An 18,682-nucleotide genomic window follows, 5' to 3' on the forward strand; every position below is an offset into this window, starting at 1 on the left:
GGCGGCAGACACTATGCAACAAGTTCCCAAAGTTCCAACAACAGATAGTATTCCGGAAATTGTGGTCGGTGTTGATGGTTCACCGGAATCGATTCTTGCATTGCACTGGGCAACGACACTGGCGCCCGCTTTGGGCGCTACGATCGTAGCTGTGAGCGCATGGCAACTAGAGCCCGTTTACGGTCCCTACGCAGCAGCTGACTGGCATCCCAAAGCGATCGCCCAAGAAATACTCACGGAGACCTTATCCAAGGCTTTCGGCGAGAGTGTGCCCGAAGAACTTAGCGCAGAGTGTTTTCGTGGACAACCAGCAAAGGTCTTGATGGAACGAAGCAAGTCTGCGGTGATGCTGATCCTTGGCTCACGAGGACGGGGCGGGTTCAAGGGATTGCTGCTGGGTTCTGTCAGCACTGCCTGCACCGCGCATGCGCAAAGCCCTGTTTTGGTGGTGCGGACTGCGCCCACATCTCAGGCCGCCGCAAATCCAGTGAATTCAGGGAACTCAGTGAATTCAGAGGGTACAGGGCTGGCGGATAGAGAGTAGTCCTCACACCCATCCGGTGTCCATCAAACCTCAAGATGCTGGATCTGGAAGTGGTGGCCGCGTCACGGCCTGGGCGTAAGACCCAGGAAGTGAAACTGTTTGGGCCAGCCCCGCTAGTCAACCATTTGGCATCGACACGGCGGTCCAAGTGACCCAATGTGGAAGGGCTGGTCTGTGACCATGACAGGAAGGCTCATACGACCTCTAGCTGTGAACGCAGCCAACGCTCTGGCCGCAGTCGACAATCCACATCCCACATTCCACATTCCACAGTCCACAGTCCACAGCGAAGCATGACGGGAACCTGTGGCGCATTGTCTCCCCGGGACAAATTCGGTAGTGACGCCCTAGCGCAAAGGGAGCATTGGGGGACATAAATCCTCTCAAGTGAACGTCCCAGCCGTAAGCTTTGACTCGCTTAAACCGATGGAGAAATTGTCGGGTTTGCATTTGCCGGACCGGCTATCGGCGCCGGTGTTTGCGAAGAATAATCCTCATGCCCTCGCATTTTATCAACGAGATCACTTTCATTTTTATGGTGCCTCAAAGAATGCTCCGGACAGTCCGAATATCCTATAAGTTTGACTCGTTCGCAATCTGTGCCTTCAGTGATACTCCAGGTTCTCAGCCGATCGTTGGTGGTGTTCTAAACTTTCAATCATGATGGCATCAAGCTGGGTTGAAGTGCAGTTGGCTTATGAGCAAGCTGCAGACTAGCTCGTGCGTTCACGCCATCCGAGAATTGGGTCAGAAGTTCTCCATCTTCCTGCCTGCGGTATGAGGACAGCATAGGGCTACTCACGCCGACAGAAGTTAGTGCAAACGGGTAGCGATCGCCCGGACGCGGTAGTGGACACGGTTGTGAGGGTAGTTGGTCAGCTCACTGGGAGCCACACTACGGATCCTTAAGACTTTTCCGGGGGACTGGTGAGGTCGGAGCAACCCGGTACAAACAATCAGTTCCAGAGAATCGCAAACTCTTATCAGGGCGCTGGTGGACTTCTCGTCCTCGTGGCTTAGGTGAGGGCTCTTGCTCACCAGGACGCAAGTTTGGTTGTGGTGCTTAGTGGGCCACGGCCGGCTAGCCATGCCATTAAGGAGTGGCGCTCAGAAGAAGATTCCAACCGATCCGGAACAGTGGCAAGCAACACTGGCAGGTCCCAAGCTACGTATTCCTGGGGCCAGTCCAGAGGTGAATAGCCAAGCCCGAGGTCAACATGGTGCATCTCCACTTCGCGCAACCTGTGCGCGGGACATCCAGCAACGCCGTAGTCTCCTCCACCCAGAAAATTGTCGTTTGGCCACCCCGCCAGGCTGCATTTGGCAAGGGTCTGCTCGAGTGCGGACATGCTGGCATGAAGGTCGGTGATGATCTCAACAGCGGAACGCGTGGCCCCTTGTTCTATTTCGTGACGGCGTTGCTGTTCACCGTCCTGGTACTTCGGTACATCTTCTCCCGCCAATGCACCTGCTAAACGGCGGGCATGTGCGTCGGCATTGCGGGCCAGATGGGTTAGTACATGGCCCACGCTCCAATCCGGGAGGAGACTCGCTGAACGAATGTCTTTTTCGGTTAGGTGTGCCACACGGGATGCCAATCTTGCCTGTGCGTCGAGGCAGAGTTGGGTGGCAGTTTCCGGATCCGTTTCAAGGTTCATAAGTACATCAGTCACTTTCACTTGATTCTTGCAGGCTATCTCCATTCCCCCCAAGGGCGTTCAGGACTCGGCGCTCCAAACCTTGACCCTCGAAGACTGGCAGCTCTTGCTAATCCCAGATACCCATCCTAGGAGTGATCCTGGAGTCAAAACCAACTGACTGTATGCGGTCATCCTCGACGTCCTTCCTTCGTTACCAGTCAACACGTGGGTGCGACCATCGGTGTCCTAGAGACGAAAATCAGTAGTCTGGGTCAGTTCTACCTGAGATAAATCCCGATCTAAATAACCAAGTCTTATAGCTGTTGGTTCGGGGTTGCCAGCATCAAGGCAGCGGTGCACTAGCGAGAGACCTGCTTTCTGCGCCACCAGGGCTGAGGAGAGGATTCGTTCAAGCAAATACGCCACGATCGGGAGGCCAATCGATTTTATCTCGCCTGTTCCATGGCGAGAAGCGAGAGTTCAGTGGTCAAAAACTTGACCTTGCGCTTCGTACGCGAAGCGATATCCGAGATTACAATACGCCCCAAGGCTAATCGAGTAACCGCCCTACCCAATGATCTGGAAGTCTCCGGGTTTCCTGCCTATCCATGCCCCAAGTTCGTCTCGATCCCACGATCTGAGCTGGCGATTCAGCATTGTGTGTCATCTGCCGGGCTGCACTGTGCCGAATGCTCGCAAACATGTGTCCAGAGTCTAAGGGTCACTACGGATTAAGTGCTCTCCTTCGGCGTCCTCGTTCCCCAGGCGTTCAAGGACAAGACGCTTTGTCTGCAGGGTCATCAAGACATCCTCCTGAGTTGCTGGTTGAACTATCTAAAATGAACAAAAACGCGCACTGCGTTCGGAATGACATTTGAGCCTTCAACCATTCCGAGTGATTGGTAGAAAGCACGTTGCTTCGGCTCATCGTCGGTGATCAGCACCGTTTGCCGTACGTGGTGGTATCTCTGTTGGACGTGGTCTATCAGCGCACGGCCAACGCCGGTATTTTGGAACTCCGGGCGAACCAAAATATCTTGCAGATAGCAGATTGTTGAGTCGTCAGAAATTGCCCGAGCAAGACCTATCAATTGACCCGTGCCGTTGTGCGCTGTAACAACGAATGATGAGTTGCTGATGGCCCTAAAAAGCAGGTCTGGATCATTTGTATACGCAATCCACCCCACAGAGTCATATAAAGAGAGAATTTCGTGGTTTGCCACTTCTGCAGAGGTCAAGACGTTGAACGCAGCCATTCCCTAAGTCTTACACGCAAACTTTAGAGCCGAAATCCCGCCAAGAGCTTGGGATGTTTCAGGATGGATAGACCATAGGTAAGTTTGGTTGCTGCATTAGTTTTGAGCGTTTATCCAATGACCAGATAAACAGGGCCGCAGCTCCCAGTGGGGCGATGAAGGCTGCCATCGTCACGATGAAGATTCCAATGGCTGAAGCAGCTAAAGCCAGTGCTACTGTCACACCAAACCGGAATGAGCCCCGGCCCGGGAGCAGGCGTCCACTAGGTAGCGCAAGCGCAGTGCCCAAGAGTAGCGCCGAAGCGAGGGTCAAGGGCCATTGCATCAAATGGTCCGCCCCCAGCGCCTGGGCAGCCGATTCTAGGACCAGGCTCCCACAACAGGTCAGTGTGGCGGCTAGGAAAGGCGCGCCATAACGCTGGAAAAGAGTCAATCCGTAAGCAATAACAATTGGAATCGCCGCCAAGGCCCCTGCCGCCAAACCTAGATTCATGGCATGTGTGGAATCGCGGGCAACAGGGGAGATGAGACTGCCTGTGAGCGCGAACACTACGCAGCCTGCTCCAAGAATCAGCGACACACCTGCCCATACACTAATTGTTAGGTACCCACGACGAGTCAGCCTCGGGTTCAAAATCGTTGCTTGATCTTTGCCCAGTATCGGACTGTACTGACGCTTTGATGCCGTCCGAACGGACGGGTCACCTCGCAGGGCCATGACAAGGAGAGTGGTGGCACTCATAACTCCGATTATTTGGCCCGCGTGTATGAGTATTCCCACGACAGGAACAGCTATCGCCGCCAAAAGGCTGGGCAACAGCACACGGATTGCTGCTATGCGAATTTTTGGCAGTACCGAACTGGCCGGTGCAACAAGAGCGAACGTTCCAGCGATCCATGCCAGTCCCAAAAAGATCAGTGTCGAGGATCCAAACCAGCCAGAACCCAGGCCGGCATCCGCTTCATCAAACCCTACTGAGAAGCTCGCTGCCGAAAAAGCCGTAAACGCACAGGCAGGTATGGCACTGACAGCAGTTAACAGGGCAGCCGGGGCGGAGAGTTGCCCACTCCGGTGCAGGAGTACGACGGCGGAGAGGGCAAGTGCCAGCGGGGCAGCAAAAAAAGCTAGCGCGTAGTAAGTACTCTCTGCGCCTGTGAGCACTATCGCGTTGCTGAGTAGGAGCCAACCTGCAATCAAATAGGCGAATAACGCTGCGCCTGCGCTAATTGCCGCCCAACGTCGTGTGGCTCTTGTACTCAATCCGTGAGCCCTGATAGACCAAGCCTCGGAAATCGAGGGACGTGCACTGCCACGTTCGCTTGCGTGCTGTTCTAGGGTATCGAGCATAATATGCCCGTGATCTTTCCGCCACGCTCTTGAATACCAGCGCAACAGTTGAACGTAAGGACTCTTGCCGCGGTTGCTCATCAGAGATGCGCCCATGACATTGTCGCCACCGCGGGTCTGCCCGGAGCAGGGCGTGGCGTTAGTAGACGACTTTGTGCGGCCAGAACCCTTGCCGCGAGCCGCTCGGTTTCTAGAATGAGTGCTTGATGCCCATCTTCGGTCAATTCGTAGTAGCGGCGTGCTCGGCCATCAACAGTTTCTTCACCTGCACGACGAAGACGTCCATCTCGCTCCAACCGTTCGAGCGTGGCATAGAGTGTGGTCACTCGTAGCGAGACGGTTCCCGCCGTTAGCGCTTCAACATCGCGCAGGATGCCATATCCGTGTTGTCTGCCACCAGCAAGGGCTGCGAGAATCCAAAACATTACTTCAGTCATATCAGCCAATATAACCACAGTGGGAGTATCTAACCTCAAGGTGCGCCCTTGAGCCGTAGTCTCTCACAAGTCACTAACTGGCAGATACTGGCCCAGCGTCAGAACCTGGCTCAGACTGCGCGTGGAACCCCGGGATTTGGACATCGTTTATCTCGCAATCGACTTGGGGATGATCTCGCTGAGATCAAGAATCACATTGCCGCGATGGGCACTGCGCATAAGTGTCATGAGGCCTTCCGGACCGGCAGTTAGGCCGCCCGAAATTCTTGTGTGGGGAAAACTAAAGTCACCGTCGGCGAGCCACTGGGCGTAGTGCGTGGTCCAAGCATGAATCTGTTCCGGTGTGTGGTAGGTGCTGAACGGACGAATATGCAACTGTTTGCGAATCCCCGTCATGATGTCGAAGCGTGGGCGCTGATCCGTCCCATCCTTGGAGAATTGTTCGGAGAGAGTCCCGCACAGCGCGAAGCGGGCATTTTGGCCGGCATGTCTGATCGCCATCTCAAACTGTGCGCCACCAACGGTGTCAAAGAAGACGCTGAAGCCTTGGGGGAACTGCTCGCCGAGCCATTCCTCAATTCCGGCATTTTTATAGTTGAAGGCCGAATCAAAACCAAGTTCGTCCACGAGCCAAGTTACTTTTTCGTCAGAACCAGCTGTGCCAACCACGCGCTGGGCTCCACGTTTCCGTGCAATCTGCCCCGCAAGTGATCCGACACCACCAGCAGCCCCGGTAATGAATACGGTGTCATTGTTTCCGACTTCTGCAATATTCACCATGCCGTGATAAGCCGTGGGCCCCTGACTGAGCAAAACTTCTGGATTGGGAAACTGAGCGCTTGAAACTGGAAAAAGCGTATCCTGATCAGCCACAAAACGTGTTCTCTACCCGGCCATGCTTTGGACTATGTCACCTGGGACGAAGCGTTGACTTTTACTTTGCTCTACAACGCCTACGGCACCTCCCCATAGGGGCTCACCAAGACAGTAAGGAGGCATGGGGAGGTCATTTCCTCGCATCAGATCTGCCATGACCGATGTCAACGCCATGGCAGTGTTTCTAACTAATACCGTTCCATCAGAGAGCTCAGGTAACTCCACTACTTCGAGGGCGAAGTCTTCAGGCCTGATTTGCTGGTTCGGACGGTTGGCAAGACTGATTTGTGTCGTCTTCATGGTTCCTCTTTGCTGGCTGGTGTAGGGCTTGGAGTAGCCGTATTGCCACGTTAACAACAGATGCGGCGCTGAACCGTCCTGGTTTGTTATTAGAGTGATGTTCGTGACTGAATATTTGAGGCGAAGTTTTGAGCTACTTGAGGTCCTGCAATCTGCTGCTGTGCCCGTACCCGCGCGCAGTATTGCGGAACTTCTCGGTGTCAATGAACGCAGTATTCGAAGACATATTTCAGCGTTAAAAGAGGTCGGATTCGGGATCGACTCTGTTCCCGGTCCGCATGGTGGGTATCAGCTTGGTCCGGGCCGCAGAGTTGCTCCCTTGCTGCCTACTGAGACTGAAGTCGTGGCACTTTTGGCAGGGTTGTCGTCGTCGGCAGCGATGTCGTTGCAGCCATCTGCCATTGATAGAGACTTGCTCATCACTAAGCTGTCCCGCCTGTTGCCTGCTAAGCATAAACGGGCTGTAGATGACATTAACAGATATGTTGCCTCATACCAGGCCGCCGTACCCGGCACTTCAGCGACGACCATAAGGGAACTGGCCAAATATTGTCGGCTTCGTCTACAACTGGAAGTTACCTACAATGCCCGTGGACAGTCGCAGCCTACACAGCTTTATGAGCCACACCAGGTCATCCAAAATGACTACCTTTGGTATCTGGTTGCTTGGAATCCACACGAGGGCGAGTGGCGAACGCTGCGCATTGATCGTATTGCTGCCTACCTACCTGGTAAGCACCATTTTGTGCCTCGCCAGCCCCCGGGATCAGACATGGCCCAATACACGGCCAATTCGATTGCCACTGCTCCGTATGCATTCCGTGTTGAGGCTGTGTTCCATGCACCAGCGTCAGAGGTTGCCACACTTTTCCCGATTGACGCGGTCTTTATCGAGCCACTGGATGAGAACTCGTGCGTTGTTCATACCGGTGCGGACACCTACGAAACTGTTGCCGTCTACCTTCTGTCCGCGAATCTGCCATTTTTTATTCGCTCACCAGAAGAAATGCGGAAGAAAATGAATGAATCTGCTCACCGCCTACGTGTTGCCGCTAACATAGCCACAGTTGATGCTGGTCTACAGGAAACAAGTCGTGGACAGGCTGGTGAGCGATGAGTAAACATGTTGCCTTCTTCCGGTACGTTAACTTCGGCAAATTGGGCAGTCCCACAAGTAAGGATTTGGTGGATGCTTTCGGCGGGCCAGATATGGCGAGGAATCACCAGACAAACGGCACTATTATCTTCCACTCCGATACGCCTAAGGCGCTCACACGAGCCGCCGTGGCTAAACTCCGAGCCTCCGGGTTCTCGCAGGAAGTGATTGTTAGACCCCTTGGAGATCTAGTGCGCATCGTTGCAGAGCAATCAGTAGTGCCAGCTGATGAGGCACTTCACAAAATCATGGTCTCGTTCTTTGACTACTGCCACACTGAACTACCCAGAGAAGTCCCGTTTCAAAGTACGAACGGTCTCGTTGAAACACGGCGTCTGACGCAGCAATATGCCATTAGTGCCTGCTGGATAAAGAGGAGAACGGTAGGCGATGCAACAGTGCTGCTGGAACGGGTTCTTGGGGTGCCCGTAACTTCCCGCACCATGGGTACCCTCGAACGTCTCATCAAGAAATACTCCTCGAATTGACGTCCGGCTTCGATCATCTTTAGCGCATGTTTGCAGCTAAGCGGCCCTGGCCGCTTCTATAAATTCTCTAATAAGCCCGGCATCCTTGACTCCGCGGCTGGATTCCACACCGCTAGAGACATCCACCCCGCTGGGGCGCAGCGCGTTGGCATATCCTGCCACATTGGCAGGAGTCAGCCCCCCAGCCAGCAGCCAAAAACCTGGCGGCACACCGTTCGCGAGCATGTTTGTATCAAAACTCACCCCTGCACCAGGCTCGACGGCGTCCAGCAAGACGCGTTCGGATTCCCACAACTGCCGTTCGCTGGGGCTTAGAGAGCTGTACGCGTGCGCCGAGAATGCCCGCAAGGTGCGAAAACCCTCCTCACGCAGCCGATGCATGTCTTTCAAGGACTCATCCCCGTGTAATTGCACAGTTGTCACGGCGGCGCCCTGTGCAGTCCTGAGTACCTCATCGATGGGCTGGTTGCGGAACACCCCCACCGTTTCGACGCCGCACACTGTTTCGACGCCGCGTCCAAGCTCGGCGGCGAGCGCTGCCGTGATTGTCCGTGGGCTTCCAGGGGCAAAAATAAAACCAATGGCATTGGCGCCTGTGTCCACAGCCGCTGCAACAGTTTCGGGCGTCTGCAATCCGCAAATCTTTATATACAAGGCTGACACTGTCCTGACTGGTTCAAAGGGGCCACTCGGGTATGAATTTCGCGAGGGAGATAACTGCCATGTTAACAGCAGGAACCGCCCTTTGGCTCCTATGGGTCCAAGCTCGGAGATGGTCTAGTGAGCGCAGGCGCTCAAAGGAAAATAGTTGCCGCAATAGCCCAGATGACGTAACCACTGACAGGAACAAGGACCAGCCATTCGCGTATTGAACCAGCATTCCCGAGGATCGGCACGGCAAAACTGCCGCCAGGGCGCCAGAAAATATTTACTAAAGCAACCCCGCGCAAAGCACTCGGGGGCCTGATTCGCAAGGGCCAGATAAGATTACAGCCACCTGTCGTGAGCATGTCTCCAATTATGTGGATACCAACGCCCAGCGCCATGGTCAAAGGCAACCAGTAAGGTTCTTGGGGTGCAAACATCATGACGAAAATGCCAACAGCAATACCCAGCACCCAAGGGAACTTTCGCATGGTGTCGGGAATGATCTTCAGTGCTTTTGCAGCAAAGGATGCCAACAGGACAGCTAGCAAACCCGCTCCCGGATAGATGGTGCCGAAGTTTGCCAGCTCAATCGTCCACATTCCGGCTAGGGCAGCGATGCTGATAAAGAAGGCGAGACCCAAAATGGAGTGAGTTCCGTGCCGGTGCCCACCAGATATCGTGCCAATCTTTCGACACACAATATTTGACAGGGGTGGGAGGGACTTGGCAATGGTTGCGTTTCGGTGGTCGGCGTCGGGTACCAGGGCAGCACCTGCGGTTACCAACGCTCCTACGACCACACCCGCAGGAGTCGGATCAAGGATACCCATCCCGATGGAAAGATGCTCTGGAACGGCTGGCAGTAATTGTGAGAGGCCGCTGAGCCTCACCTCAAAGTGTGTTGTCAGGGCCAGCCAGAGCGCGGCACCGCTGGCAGCGTGATGGGCTCCCATCATGAGGGCACGTCCTTGCACTATCGGGTTCTTTGTTCTGATCCCGCAACACGTGGACAAAACCTGCTGCTTCAAGCCTATGCGTAGGCAGCGAAATTATGGACCCAACGCTGGCTCGTATCCGTTTTCATCTCTGGGGTCACTTGGGGCTTCCGGGGCCAAGGCCTGCAGCTTATCTTTGGGTCCTGAGCAAAGAACACGTCGAAGGTCATGCCCAGAATGGACCAAACGGCCCCAAACACCACTCGATGGTGGAGGATTTCATCAGTCTGATAGTTCCGGATCCCGGTGAGGTGCCAGTTCACTGGCATGAGGGAGGATAATTACTTATAACGGCAGCCTAACTGCTGATTACCAGAATCATAAGGGAGCTCATGTCAACGCTTAAACAACAACTCAAGTCTGATGTCGTCGCGCACATGAAAGCCGGCAATAAGATCGCGCTAACCACCGTTCGCAACGTTTTGGGTGAAATTGAAACACGCGAAAAGGGCGGAAAAACTCCCATTGAGTTCAACAACACGCAGGTCATCACGCTGTTGCAAAAAGAGGCTGCCAAACGCCGAGATACGGCAGAGATCTATATTCAGGCTCAAGAGCAGGATCGGGCCGCGGCAGAAATAGCAGAGGCGGAGGTGATTGAAGCCTACCTTTCCCTTCCTCTGAGCGCCGATGAAGCGGCTGGAATCGTTGAGCGGATCATCACGGGACTAGAAGCTGAGCAAGGCAAGTTCTCTATGCGGCAAATGGGCTCAGCCATGAAACCGATCACTGCCGAAATCGCTGGGCGTTTTGACGGCAAAATGATATCTGAAATGGTGCGTAAGCGCCTGCAATGAAAGCTCGTGCTAGCTTATATGCAACTGATTCATACCTGTTTATTGGTTAGTTGAGGAGTGGCGCTCGTGGAAAATTTGTTGGGTGTACTTAAAATTGAAGAAGCCTCGCTTCTTCGTGAGGTTGAGTCTGAACGGTTGGCTTTGCTGGACGAAGACCAATTATTGGCTTTGCACAAACGGGTGCGCCGGGCACGCAACAAATACACAACTAATTACCGGCGAAAGGCTGCTGAACGAGTAGCCGATGAAGGTGTCCGGAGTACGCCCAGACCCCTGAATGCAAAAGCTGCCCAGCGAGCGGAAGCCTTTGAAACGGCGCTCTCGCTGGTCAGTGCGCAACTCGCCGATGCGGCTGCGCAGTCCGCACAAGCCATCAAGGCCGCGCAGCTGTGTTAGGCACAAGTGGAGAGCTTAAGCTGAGCATGCCTGTGCACTAAAAGAACAGCACAGCGCTGAGTCTATGAGAGTCTTGTTTTTCACCCTTGCCTGAAGCAGGGGACAACAGTTACGTTTCTAGCTCCATGAGGCGTTCACATTCCAAGGCGGAACCACCATGATCCAACTGAAACAGGACAGCGACGGATATGTTCGCATGAGTAGGCATTTCCCCGCCAAGACAACAATTTCGATCACATTTTCAGATGGCACGCAGGCAGAATTCAGCTGCCGCCGGATGAATGAAATTTATGATGAGGCATTGGCAGCGTACAGGTTGGGGAACAACCTTGATGCCAAGGGGTTTGACCGACTGGCCAAGAATATACATCGCCGCAACGCCGTTGACTACGTGCCGGTGCAGTCGGGAATGATGCCCTAGGGATAGGGATAGGGATAGGGATAGGGATAGGGATAGGGACAGGGACAGGGACAGGGTGTTGTAATGGCCCACCCGTGTAAAGACGATAAGTGTGCTTACGGGTTGTTCAACTGCGGATGAGCGGGTTGGTGTGAGATATTCGCGCATAGATTCGGGAGATTGCGCGAACATTACTCCATCATGTGGAGAATAATCCTATTGTCCGTAGGATTGGACCCAGAAGGCGGACCGTGAAGTCCGAGAGGGCCGCCGTGAAATTCGAAAGGTCTCATGTTACTGAACCTCATTCCTGTATTTATCGGTCTTGCTGCGCTGGTGGTGCTCATTATCATCGCCGCGGTCATCTCACGGATGGCATTGCATATTGCCAGCCCTGACGAGGCACTGGTTATCTCCTCTAAGGACAATAAGAACCAGCCCGATCCGAACAGCCAGCGTGTTGTTTTTGGACGTATTTTCATCAATCCGTTTACACAGCGAGCCTACCCACTTTCGCTTGCCTCGCGTCAGGTGTCGTTGAAGATTGAAGGCATTTCAAAGAACGGCATCAAACTTCACCTCACCGGTGTTGCTCAGGTGAAAGTTGGTGGAGACGCTGATTCCGTGCGGAAGGCCGCGCAGCGTTTTTTGAATCAGCAGGACGCCATCGACCACTACACGCAGGAAACGCTGTCTGGTTCTTTGCGCTCAATCGTGGGTACGTTGACGGTGGAGTCAATCATCAAGGACCGCGCCACCTTTGCTAAGAGTGTGAAGGAAGAAGCCGAGCACTCCATGCACAACCAGGGCCTGGAGATCGATACATTCCAGATTCAGTCAGTGGATGATGAAACAGGCTACTTGCGTAACCTTGGGCGTCCCGAGGCTGCCTTGGCCGAGAAAAACGCCAAGATCGCAGAAGCCCAGTCCGTGCAGGAAGCGGAGCAGGCTAAGGCCATTGCGGATGAGCAGGTTGCCCTCGCGCAGCAGCAGCTGATCATCAAGCGTGCAGAGCTCAAAGAAGTGGCAGATGCCCGTCAGGCCCGTGCCGACGCGGCTGGACCACTTGCCGCGGCTGAACAAAATGAGCAGGTCATCATCCGCGATCAGCAAGTTGCCTTGCGGCGTGCTGAACTGCGTGAAAAAGAACTCGACACTGAGGTTCGTAAGCCAGCAGATGCCGAGAAGTACAGGCTCATCCAGCAAGCTGACGCGAAATTGGAAGAACGACGTCGAGCTTCCGAAGCCGCTGAAATCGAAGCCACCGTTGAACTCGCCAAGCGCAAGCTCACGGCGGAGGGTGACCGAGTGGCAGCAGAAGCTGATGCTGCTGCAAACACGGCGCGAGGTAACGCCGATGCTGCTGTGATTGAGGCACGCGGCCGGACCGATGCCAATGTCATCAAGTCTCGTGGGCAAGCAGATGCCGAATCAATCAAGGCAAAGGGAGTGGCGGAGGCTGCTGGTATTTCTGCTCAGGCTGAAGCTTATGAGAAGTTCAATGAGGCAGCAATCCTCAGCAAGGTCCTAGAAGTCTTGCCTGCCATGGCTCGCGAAGTTGCTGCGCCCATGTCTGCTATCAAGAACATGACGGTGGTCTCCAACGATGGTGCAAGCCAGTTGAGCAAGAACGTCTCCAACGGTGTGCATCAGACAACCCAATTGATCAAGGACTCCACTGGTCTTGACATTATAGGCTTGTTGCAGAGTGTTGTAGGCAAGGACTCCTCGAATGAACCCGATGGCGTCAGTGACAGCGCCGCCGAAACAGCTGGGAGCGAATTCGAAATCGACGCGCACTAAGCGCCTCTGTGGAGTGCTGCTAACAGTGCTAATAACTTAGTGCTTGTAACTTAGAGCTATACCCGCATGGCTAGAGAGGAAGGGCCCCCATTTCAGTGATTTGGGGGCCATTGCTCTCTCGTCATGGCTAGTCTGGGAGTATGACTGTTGAAACCACTATCATCCATGACCTTCCAATGCATACCGTCCGACGTGCAATCGTCTCGCAGATGCAAAATAACGTTTACCTAATCACGGCTAAGAGCAGCGGTGCCCAGATCCTCATTGATGCAGCTGACGACTTGCCAGCGATCAACGCCTTACTAAAAGAGGCGTCCGCCGATGTTAATACCGGCGCTAAGGCGTCCTTGAAGATGATTGCAACCACACACCAACATTGGGACCACCTCCGTGCCTTGCCGTCCCTTGTTGCCCAAAGTAGTGCCCCAACAGCGGCTGGTACGGACGATATTGCAGGGATCAAGACTCAAGCGGGCGTCTCAACGGATGTCTCTTTGCACAACGGTGGAACACTGGCGGTAGACGGTATTGAGCTGACTACGGTGCACCTGCGTGGACACACACCAGGATCGATGGCCTTCATCCTACAAAGCGGTGGCTCGGAACGCTCTAACACGCTAATTTTTAGCGGAGACTCTCTGTTTCCCGGCGGTGTGGGCAATACCGGCGAAGACAAGGCACGCTTCACCCAATTGCTAGACGATGTTCAGGATCGCCTCTTCAACAAGTACCCGGATGACGCTATCGTCTTGCCCGGTCACGGAAATGCGACCACCCTTGGCAACGAGCGGGCAGCCCTGCCACAATGGCGTGAGCGCGGCTGGTAGCAGGTGGGCTACGCACGCTTGGGGCCCCTCGGCGGCTACCGCGCACCCACCTCCCCAAACCCGCTACGCACGCTTGGGGCCCCTCGGCGGCTACCGCGCACCCACCTCCCCAAACCCGCTACGCACGCTTGGGGCCCCTCGGCGGCTACCGCGCACCCACCTCCCCAAACCCGCTACGCACGCTTGGGGCCCCTCGGCGGCTACGCTTAGTCCATGTACTTTATTGTTGTGAAATTTCAGGTTTTGCCCGAATCTGCCGAACAATTCATGGGTTTGGTGGGTGACTACACTGAATCCACGCGCGCTGAGCCGGGGAACTTATGGTTTGATTGGTCCCGCAGCGTCGAGGACCCCAACGAGTTTGTCCTCATTGAGGCCTTTCGCGACGACGACGCGGCAAGCAGCCACGTCTCCAGTGCACACTTCAAAGCTGGTCTTGAAACCATGCGTCCAGTCCTTGTGGCGACTCCGAAGATTGTCTCACGCAAAGTTGACGGCAGCGACTGGGACACCATGGGCGAATTGCAGATCAGCTGATTCACCTGCCAAACACCGTTGCCAAGGAACTTCCCGACGGCCCATTTACTCTAGCCACGCTCGGACAGGGACTGGTTTTCGCCACGTCACTGCCCGAGCTGGCAAGAGTATTCACCCAGTCCGGCGCGCATCCCCCTGAGGGGACGGCAGCCGTTATCCAGGCACCTCCGGGCACTGGTAAAACCACTCTCGTACCGCCGCTACTGGTTAACATACTCAACGCGAGCGGCGGAGGAGACAGGAGGATTCTTGTCACCTCGCCCCGCCGGGTGACAGTGCGGGCGGCAGCACGCCGTCTGGCCGCGCTGGATGGGACAGCGCTTGGTACCAAAGTTGGCTATACGGTGCGCGGAGAAAGTCACACCCGTGCAGGTACTTTAATCGAGTTCCTTACCCCCGGTATCCTCGTGCGGCGCTTGTTAAGCGATCCTGGGCTGGAAGGTGTAGTCGCCGTTGTACTCGATGAAGTCCATGAACGCGGTCTTGACACTGACCTGCTCCTGGGCATGCTGGGGGAGGTTCGGGCATTACGCGGTGATCTCTCCGTGCTGGCTATGTCGGCAACGTTGGACGCACGAGGCTTTGCCTATCTTTTGGGGGCGGCCGACGGCGGACCGCCGGCCCCCATCGTTGACTGCCCGTCTGCGCTGTACCCCCTTGAAACACTCTGGGCACCGTCAGCGCAACCTCGGATTGACCAACGAGGTATAACCCGAGCGTTCCTTAATCATGTGGCCGATACGGCAGCGACAGCCCACGCCAATGCCGTGGCCCAGAACGCTGACACGGACGCACTGGTGTTTGCCCCGGGCGCATGGGAGGTGGGGTATATCGCCGCGCGTCTGCGCACGATTGTGAAAGGCACAGACGTACTTGAACTGCACGGGCAAGTGCCAGCCCGCGAGCAGGACAAAGCGGTCTCAGCCCGTGAAAGCGGCGGCTTGCCCCGCATCATCGTGTCAACATCGTTGGCCGAATCGTCATTGACAGTTCCTGGCGTACGGTTGGTCATTGATTCCGGCCTCTCGCGTGAACCTCGCCGCGACGCCACCCGTGAGATGACAGGCTTGGTCACTGTCACCACCTCGCGTGCCTCCGCTGACCAACGGGCAGGACGCGCGGCACGATTGGGCCCGGGCACAGTTGTGCGCTGTTATGACCAGAAAACTTTTGCTGCAGCTCCTGCCCACCCCACCCCAGAGATAGCCGTGGCCGAGCTTAGTGCGGCTGCACTGACACTTGCCTGCTGGGGTTCGCCGGGCGGCAAGGGCCTCCTGCTGCCCGATACTCCTCCTGCGCAATCCATGAAAGCGGCGTTGACTGTCCTGGCTGAACTTGGGGCATTGGATTCAGGCGGACACGCAACCGCTCTAGGTAAGACTTTGGCCCTCATACCCGCCAGTCCCCGCTTGGCTCGGGCTCTACTAGACGGTGCCAAGGTGGTGGGCTCCAAGTCTGCAGCAGAAATTGTGGCCCTGGTATCCGGTGATATCAGGGCCCCCGGAGCCGATCTCACATCAGCTTTGTCTTCGCTGCGCTCCGGACGCGATCCCGCAGCGCAGCGCTGGGCCCAAGAAGTGCGGCGCCTTCAACGAATAGTGCGCAAGACTCGTGAGAGCGCTAATGAGAGCGCTAATGACAGCGCCAATCTCAAGCATTCGGTGCGGATTGGCGTTGATGCAGCAGACGCTGTGGGCTACGTTGTTGGGCTGGCCTTCCCGGACAGGGTTGCACGGCTGGTTGTTGGTGCTGCTGGAAACCAGTACCTATTCTCCTCAGGTACCCGTGCGGGTCTACCCGCCGGCAGCTCACTGGCAGGGCACGAGTGGGTGGCGGTGGCAGAAGTTTCCCGGACGGAAGGCCGGGACGCTGCAGGAACGGGAGCGGTTATCCGTTCCGCCGGTCCTTTGAGCCAGAAAAATGCTGTGGAAGTCGCCTCTCGTATGCATACCGATGAGGTCATTGTGGAGTTCATCAACGGTAAGCTCGCGGGGCGTCGGGAACGGCGGCTGGGTGCTGTGCTGCTCTCCTCCACACCAATCAAAGCGACTGTTGCCCAGGGACGGAACGCGGTTGCGGCCGCCATATCTAAGCAGGGCTTATGTGTGCTTTCGTGGAGCCGTGCTGCCAGTTCTTTGCGAAGTAGGCTTGCCCTACTTCGCCGTGAGCTGGGGGAGCCGTGGCCTGATGTTGGTGATGAAGCACTGCTGGCGCGGCTGCCGGAATGGTTGGGGCCCGAACTTGAATCCGTTGCGGCAGGTAGGTCTTTGTCTTCGCTGTCTCTGATAGAGCCTTTGCGACGCCTGCTACCGTGGCCCGAAGCGGCCAAGCTTGGCGAGTTGGTTCCGGAATCCTTGGTTGTGCCCAGTGGTTCACGGATTATGATTGACTACCCGCCCGTGTCCGACGGCGGCCCTCCCGTTGTTGCTGTGAAGCTGCAGGAGTGCTTTGGCCTGGTAAGTACCCCTCATCTGGTGGCCGGCCGCGTGCCAGTACTTTTTCATTTGCTTTCACCGGCAAGGCGGCCATTAGCTGTCACCGGCGACCTTGCCTCCTTTTGGAGCGGACCTTATGCTCACGTGCGCGCTGAGATGCGTGGGCGCTATCCCAAACACCCATGGCCGGAAGACCCGTGGAGCGCGCCCGCGACTGCAAAACTGAAGAGCCGGATGTGAGAGAACCTTAGTGCGGAACTGCTTGTGCTTACTGCTTGTGCTTACTGCGAAGGGTGGCTTGTCCCGCCCCGCGTTGCCTCACGCCACTGATTATTTGTCAGATGTGAGCTTGCCTGGGCACCTACTTCTGCCATTCCGCCGTCGACCTCCCAACTGGCGCCTGTGACGTAACTGGCGGCAGGCGAGGCTAAGAAGGCGATGACACTGGCAACTTCCTTAGCGGTTCCTGCATGTCCCAAGGGAATCCCGGGACGTGCAATCTCATGCGGATGCCTCGTTTCGGTTGCATCCAAATGGGTGGCAATTTCGCCCGGAGCCACGGCGTTGACAGTAATTCCATGCTCGGAGAGTTCAACGGCCAGCGTTTTGGTGAGTCCGTCAAGGCCAAACTTAGATGCGCAATATGCACCAAATCCAAAGCGTGGCTGATGTGCGTGGATGCTGGTGACAACCACTATTCGGCCCCCTGACTCACCGGCCACCAACAGTTTCGCTGCGGCTTTCAGGCACAGGAACGCCCCGTTAAGATTGGTGTCGAGAATACGCTGCCAATCGGCATAGGTGGTATCAATCACCGAACTAAGCAAACCAACGCCCACGTTATTGACAAACACACCCAGTGATCCCAGTTGCTTCGCAAGCGTATTCACGGCTGGCGCGCAGCTGTGCAGGTCGGTAGTGTCCAACCACAACGATGAGGCCCGTTGACCCAAATTCTGGATTATGGCGGTTGTATCATCCGCCCCAGCCTCATCGTCGTGCCAGGTAAAGCCAACATCGTAACCGTTCTGGGCCAAAGCAATAGCAGTGGCCTTTCCGATCCCAGTATCAGCTCCTGTCACGATCGCGGTTGATGGATACTTTCTTGTAGCTCTTGTCCTGACAACCATTTTCGTTACTTGGCTTTTTTAGCTGCTGAACGCTCTGTCTTTGAACCGGCATTGGCGAGGTCTCCGCCGTCGTCCTCCAGATGAGCGCGCATGAACCACTGGAACAATTCGAGCTGCGCGCATTGAGCAATGATCATGTCTTCGGTGATGGGATCCAACTGGCCCACCTGCTCAAGGGTCTTGCGGTGGCTGGAGAGGAAACCAACATAAACAATGTCCAGGGCCGCAAGATGCGCCGAAGTGTGGGCGCGGCCAATGGAATAATCATTCCAAGAGCGTTTCGCTACCAGATCGCCGGGCAAACCATTGGGTGAAACACCGAGGGTGGCCATCCGCTCCGCAGTCTCATCCACCATGGCTCGAACCAGATCAATCTGTGGATCAAGCATTTCATGCACACCAATGAAATCTCGGCCCACAACATTCCAGTGAGCGTGTTTCAATGTGAGCTGCAAATCGTTTAAGGCGTGGAGTCTTGATTGCAAAAGATGGGCCACTTTGTGCCCGTCCTTCATTGACAATCCTGGCACTGTGTATCCTGGCTGTGCTGGTATTTTGACTGCCATGGGAACCCCTTCGAGTCAGCTGCGATTGCAGGTTATCGGTGTGGACGCTGTGCACAGTGCATCAGATCCACGTGTGCTCTCACGCTAGCCATATTGAGACAGA

The 18,682-nt window shown here is 55.6% G+C and carries 21 protein-coding genes; 10 read left to right on the forward strand and 11 right to left on the reverse strand.

The window, feature by feature from the left end:
- Window positions 1-13: 13 nt before the first annotated feature.
- Entirely contained in the window at window positions 14-544 is a 531-nt protein-coding gene (locus tag AAFM46_RS07315) for a universal stress protein (RefSeq protein ID WP_343320178.1), read from the forward strand.
- 1,034 nt (window positions 545-1,578) lie between these two features.
- On the opposite strand, the gene AAFM46_RS07320 is transcribed toward AAFM46_RS07315, so the two are convergent.
- From AAFM46_RS07320 to AAFM46_RS07350, 7 genes are all read right to left on the reverse strand, one after another.
- Complete coding sequence (locus tag AAFM46_RS07320; RefSeq protein WP_343320179.1) at window positions 1,579-2,217, reverse strand: maleylpyruvate isomerase family mycothiol-dependent enzyme; 639 nt, start codon at window positions 2,215-2,217, stop codon at window positions 1,579-1,581.
- Between the two features lie 213 nt (window positions 2,218-2,430).
- The gene (locus AAFM46_RS07325) at window positions 2,431-2,610 is read right to left on the reverse strand and encodes a hypothetical protein (RefSeq protein ID WP_343320180.1); all 180 of its coding nucleotides are present in this window, start codon (window positions 2,608-2,610) and stop codon (window positions 2,431-2,433) included.
- 404 nt (window positions 2,611-3,014) lie between these two features.
- Entirely contained in the window at window positions 3,015-3,440 is a 426-nt protein-coding gene (locus AAFM46_RS07330; protein ID WP_343320182.1) for a GNAT family N-acetyltransferase, read from the reverse strand.
- Between the two features lie 58 nt (window positions 3,441-3,498).
- Window positions 3,499-4,788: a hypothetical protein gene (locus AAFM46_RS07335; RefSeq protein WP_343320183.1), complete on the reverse strand. Its 1,290-nt coding sequence runs from the start codon at window positions 4,786-4,788 to the stop codon at window positions 3,499-3,501.
- 80 nt (window positions 4,789-4,868) lie between these two features.
- Complete coding sequence (locus tag AAFM46_RS07340; RefSeq protein WP_283526690.1) at window positions 4,869-5,225, reverse strand: helix-turn-helix transcriptional regulator; 357 nt, start codon at window positions 5,223-5,225, stop codon at window positions 4,869-4,871.
- 147 nt (window positions 5,226-5,372) lie between these two features.
- Complete coding sequence (locus tag AAFM46_RS07345) at window positions 5,373-6,005, reverse strand: zinc-binding dehydrogenase (protein WP_343320185.1); 633 nt, start codon at window positions 6,003-6,005, stop codon at window positions 5,373-5,375.
- 105 nt (window positions 6,006-6,110) lie between these two features.
- Window positions 6,111-6,401 carry a hypothetical protein gene (locus tag AAFM46_RS07350; RefSeq protein WP_343320186.1) on the reverse strand — a complete coding sequence of 97 codons (291 nt, stop codon included), beginning with the start codon at window positions 6,399-6,401 and terminating at the stop codon, window positions 6,111-6,113.
- A gap of 103 nt (window positions 6,402-6,504) precedes the next feature.
- Here AAFM46_RS07350 and AAFM46_RS07355 point away from each other — a divergent pair, with 103 nt between their 5' ends.
- Both AAFM46_RS07355 and AAFM46_RS07360 read left to right on the forward strand, forming a co-directional pair.
- A complete protein-coding gene (locus tag AAFM46_RS07355; RefSeq protein ID WP_343320188.1) occupies window positions 6,505-7,518 on the forward strand; it encodes a WYL domain-containing protein in 1,014 nt (337 codons plus the stop codon).
- The gene (locus AAFM46_RS07360; RefSeq protein ID WP_343320189.1) at window positions 7,515-8,045 is read left to right on the forward strand and encodes a DUF1697 domain-containing protein; all 531 of its coding nucleotides are present in this window, start codon (window positions 7,515-7,517) and stop codon (window positions 8,043-8,045) included. The genes AAFM46_RS07355 and AAFM46_RS07360 overlap by 4 nt, the downstream gene beginning before the upstream one ends.
- 36 nt (window positions 8,046-8,081) lie before the next feature.
- Here the strand turns inward: AAFM46_RS07360 and AAFM46_RS07365 are convergent, their stop codons facing one another.
- Window positions 8,082-8,708 (reverse strand): phosphoribosylanthranilate isomerase, encoded by a 627-nt coding sequence (locus AAFM46_RS07365; protein ID WP_343320190.1) that lies wholly within the window; start codon window positions 8,706-8,708, stop codon window positions 8,082-8,084.
- A 131-nt stretch (window positions 8,709-8,839) separates the two neighbouring features.
- Window positions 8,840-9,667, reverse strand: a complete 828-nt coding sequence (locus AAFM46_RS07370; RefSeq protein ID WP_343320192.1) for a metal-dependent hydrolase — start codon at window positions 9,665-9,667, stop codon at window positions 8,840-8,842.
- 353 nt (window positions 9,668-10,020) lie between these two features.
- Here AAFM46_RS07370 and AAFM46_RS07375 point away from each other — a divergent pair, with 353 nt between their 5' ends.
- The 7 genes from AAFM46_RS07375 (at window position 10,021) to hrpB (ending at window position 17,123) form a co-directional block, all read left to right on the forward strand.
- Window positions 10,021-10,485, forward strand: coding sequence for a GatB/YqeY domain-containing protein (locus AAFM46_RS07375; protein ID WP_343320193.1), 465 nt, complete (start codon window positions 10,021-10,023; stop codon window positions 10,483-10,485).
- 66 nt (window positions 10,486-10,551) lie between these two features.
- The gene (locus AAFM46_RS07380) at window positions 10,552-10,881 is read left to right on the forward strand and encodes a hypothetical protein (RefSeq protein ID WP_283526704.1); all 330 of its coding nucleotides are present in this window, start codon (window positions 10,552-10,554) and stop codon (window positions 10,879-10,881) included.
- Between the two features lie 157 nt (window positions 10,882-11,038).
- Window positions 11,039-11,302, forward strand: coding sequence for a hypothetical protein (locus AAFM46_RS07385; RefSeq protein ID WP_343320195.1), 264 nt, complete (start codon window positions 11,039-11,041; stop codon window positions 11,300-11,302).
- A 270-nt stretch (window positions 11,303-11,572) separates the two neighbouring features.
- On the forward strand, window positions 11,573-13,084 hold the full coding sequence (locus AAFM46_RS07390) for an SPFH domain-containing protein (RefSeq protein ID WP_343320196.1): 1,512 nt from the start codon (window positions 11,573-11,575) through the stop codon (window positions 13,082-13,084).
- Window positions 13,085-13,224: 140 nt separating this feature from the next.
- Entirely contained in the window at window positions 13,225-13,911 is a 687-nt protein-coding gene (locus tag AAFM46_RS07395; RefSeq protein WP_343320197.1) for an MBL fold metallo-hydrolase, read from the forward strand.
- A gap of 213 nt (window positions 13,912-14,124) precedes the next feature.
- Complete coding sequence (locus AAFM46_RS07400; protein ID WP_283526713.1) at window positions 14,125-14,448, forward strand: putative quinol monooxygenase; 324 nt, start codon at window positions 14,125-14,127, stop codon at window positions 14,446-14,448.
- Window positions 14,449-14,453: 5 nt separating this feature from the next.
- A complete protein-coding gene (hrpB, locus tag AAFM46_RS07405; protein WP_343320407.1) occupies window positions 14,454-17,123 on the forward strand; it encodes an ATP-dependent helicase HrpB in 2,670 nt (889 codons plus the stop codon).
- 41 nt (window positions 17,124-17,164) lie between these two features.
- On the opposite strand, the gene AAFM46_RS07410 is transcribed toward hrpB, so the two are convergent.
- The gene (locus AAFM46_RS07410) at window positions 17,165-18,013 is read right to left on the reverse strand and encodes an SDR family oxidoreductase (protein WP_343320199.1); all 849 of its coding nucleotides are present in this window, start codon (window positions 18,011-18,013) and stop codon (window positions 17,165-17,167) included.
- 5 nt (window positions 18,014-18,018) lie between these two features.
- The gene (locus tag AAFM46_RS07415; protein ID WP_343320200.1) at window positions 18,019-18,579 is read right to left on the reverse strand and encodes a DNA starvation/stationary phase protection protein; all 561 of its coding nucleotides are present in this window, start codon (window positions 18,577-18,579) and stop codon (window positions 18,019-18,021) included.
- Window positions 18,580-18,682: the final 103 nt, after the last annotated feature.

It is taken from the genome of Arthrobacter sp. TMP15 (assembly GCF_039529835.1).
Lineage (GTDB): Bacteria > Actinomycetota > Actinomycetes > Actinomycetales > Micrococcaceae > Specibacter.